Source organism: Micrococcus sp. 140720015-1, assembly GCF_053627595.1.
In genome coordinates, this window is record NZ_JBSEYC010000012.1 from 1 (window position 1) to 2,169 (window position 2,169).

Sequence of the window (2,169 nt, forward strand, 5' to 3'; positions counted from 1 at the left end):
CTACCTAACCCCAGCCGAGTACGCTCGGCAGTGCACCCATCAAATGGAAACCGACGACTCACAGAACGTCCGGACCGAATGAAGGGGGCGGCTCAGTATCGCTCGGGTACTTCGTCCTCCTCATCCCCGGCTTCCTGCTCTGGGTCCTCTACGGACTGCCCCGACATGACTGGCCGCTCGTCATCCCGAACACCGTCGCCACAGCCGTGGCGCTCGTGATCATCGCCGTCGCCGCGCGACTCAAGCGCAACAGCGCGCGAAGTGCTGAGGTCCGACGAAGCGGCGGTACACGCTAGACGACGTGGCCAGGTATGCGCGAGAGCCGGCGACCCTGACCGAGTGCGGCAACGACGCCCTCACCACGGACGAACTTCAGCCGGCGAGGGTGACTCCGACGTAGGCGATGATGGCGACGAGGATGGTGGAGAGCGCGGCCAGGGCGAAGGGCTTGAGGCCCACCTTGACGAGGTTGCGAATCTTGACGCCGCAACCGAGTCCGAACATCGCAGCAGCCAGCAGACCGGTCTGCAGCAGCCCGCCGGTCGTCAGCACGACGCTCGGCAAAGGGACGAAGGAACGCAGAAGCACCATGGCGATGAACCCGATGATGAACAGAGGGACGATGGGCGGCAGCTTCGAACTCGACCTCTGTTGACCAGATTCGCCTGCCATGCGGCTGAGACGGCGCTGCCGGACGCTGAGGGTGGCCACGACCGGGGCGAGCAGCAGCACTCGGGCGAGTTTGACTATGACCGCGACCGTGAGCGCTCCGCCGCCGATGATGCCGCCGGCCGCGACGACCTGCGCGATCTCATGGATGGAACCCCCGGCCCACATCCCGGCCGTCTCGGAGCCCATGCCAAGCAAATTCGTGATTAGTGGGACGAGGGGAATCATCAGCGTTCCGAAGATCACCACGAGGGCGACCGCAGTGATGGTGTCTTCCTCAGCCTCGTCGTCCGGGTCGGTGACCCCTGCCGCGGCCGCCACAGCTGCCGCACCGCAGATGGAGAAACCGCAGGCGATGAGCAGCGAAAGCCCGGATGGAACCCGTAGCAGCCTCCCGAGGACAACGGTGCCGAGCAGTCCGCCGGCGACAATGCACACGACGACGACCAGCATCGGGGCCCCAAGGTCGAGGATGTCGGTCAGCACCAGCTGGAGTCCGAGGAAGACGATGCCAGCGCGCAGGAGCTTCTTCGCGGAGAAGTCGATACCGGCCGAGGCTGCCGCTGGCAGCCGGAAGACGTTGGCCACGAGTACGCCAAGCACGATCGCGATGATGAGCGGGCTGACTCCCGGCAGCAGCAGGCTAACCCCATACGATACTCCGGCCGCGCCGAGGCAGAGGACAAGACCGGGCAGGAGCGTGCCGACCCGGGCAAGCAGAGTGTGTTCCGGCCGGGCGATCGTAACGTCCTGGTCATGAGTCATGCCTCCATCATTTCCTCGTACCGCTCGCGTGAGTAGAGGCAGATATCGTCCGGGGTACAAGTCACGCTTGTGAGTGGGAGGTGGAAGATGCACAACGAGCCCGACTTGGAGGCACTGCGAGCCTTGGCGCTCGTCGCGAAGGAAAGCAGCATGTCAGCGGCAAGCGCACAGCTGGGCGTGAGTCAGCAAGCGGTATCTCTGCGCATCCGGAAACTGGAAACAGATCTGCGCGTGCGACTGCTGGTGCGTTCCGCACGCGGTTCCCGGCTGACCCCGGCGGGCGAGCTGGTTGTCGGCTGGGGAACAACGCTGCTGACGGCGGCCGACGAGTTCTCGGATGCTGTCGATTCGCTCCGCACGGATCGCGGGAAGATGATGCGGATCGCCGCGAGCCTCACGATCGCAGAACACCTCCTGCCGGAATGGATCGCCCGGTGGCGCATCTCTCTCGGCGATGAGGGCCCGATCGTTCAGCTCACAGCCGCCAACAGCAGCACAGTCGTCAAGGCCATACGGGAGGGAACCGCAGACCTCGGGTTCATCGAGACCCCGACCGTTCCCGCCGACCTTAGGTCGGTCACCGTCGCTCACGACACCATCGAAGTCGTTGTGCAGCACGGTCACCGATGGGCGAAGACGGAGTTGAGTCCCTGATAGTGGTGTAACCCTCCCCGGCCGCCAACACCGTCCCCAGCATGGACGCGGTCACCGTGGGAGCCTTCGAGTGAACCTTCC

2 protein-coding genes are annotated in these 2,169 nt (G+C 65.0%); one reads left to right on the top strand and one right to left on the bottom strand.

Translation table 11 applies throughout. The features are described from left to right. Window positions 1–372: 372 nt before the first annotated feature. Complete coding sequence (locus ACUXPL_RS12000) at window positions 373–1,434, bottom strand: YeiH family protein (protein WP_115260105.1); 1,062 nt, start codon at window positions 1,432–1,434, stop codon at window positions 373–375. An 87-nt stretch (window positions 1,435–1,521) separates the two neighbouring features. Between ACUXPL_RS12000 and ACUXPL_RS12005 the strand changes: the two genes are divergently transcribed. Beyond that, window positions 1,522–2,088, top strand: a complete 567-nt coding sequence (locus ACUXPL_RS12005) for a LysR family transcriptional regulator (protein ID WP_454102742.1) — start codon at window positions 1,522–1,524, stop codon at window positions 2,086–2,088. Window positions 2,089–2,169: the final 81 nt, after the last annotated feature.

Excerpts from the sequence above, each read along its gene's own strand:
- ACUXPL_RS12000 (WP_115260105.1), bottom strand. The coding sequence starts at position 1,434 with ATGACTCATGACCAGGACGTTACGATCGCCCGGCCGGAACACACTCTG.
- ACUXPL_RS12005 (WP_454102742.1), top strand. The coding sequence starts at position 1,522 with ATGCACAACGAGCCCGACTTGGAGGCACTGCGAGCCTTGGCGCTCGTC.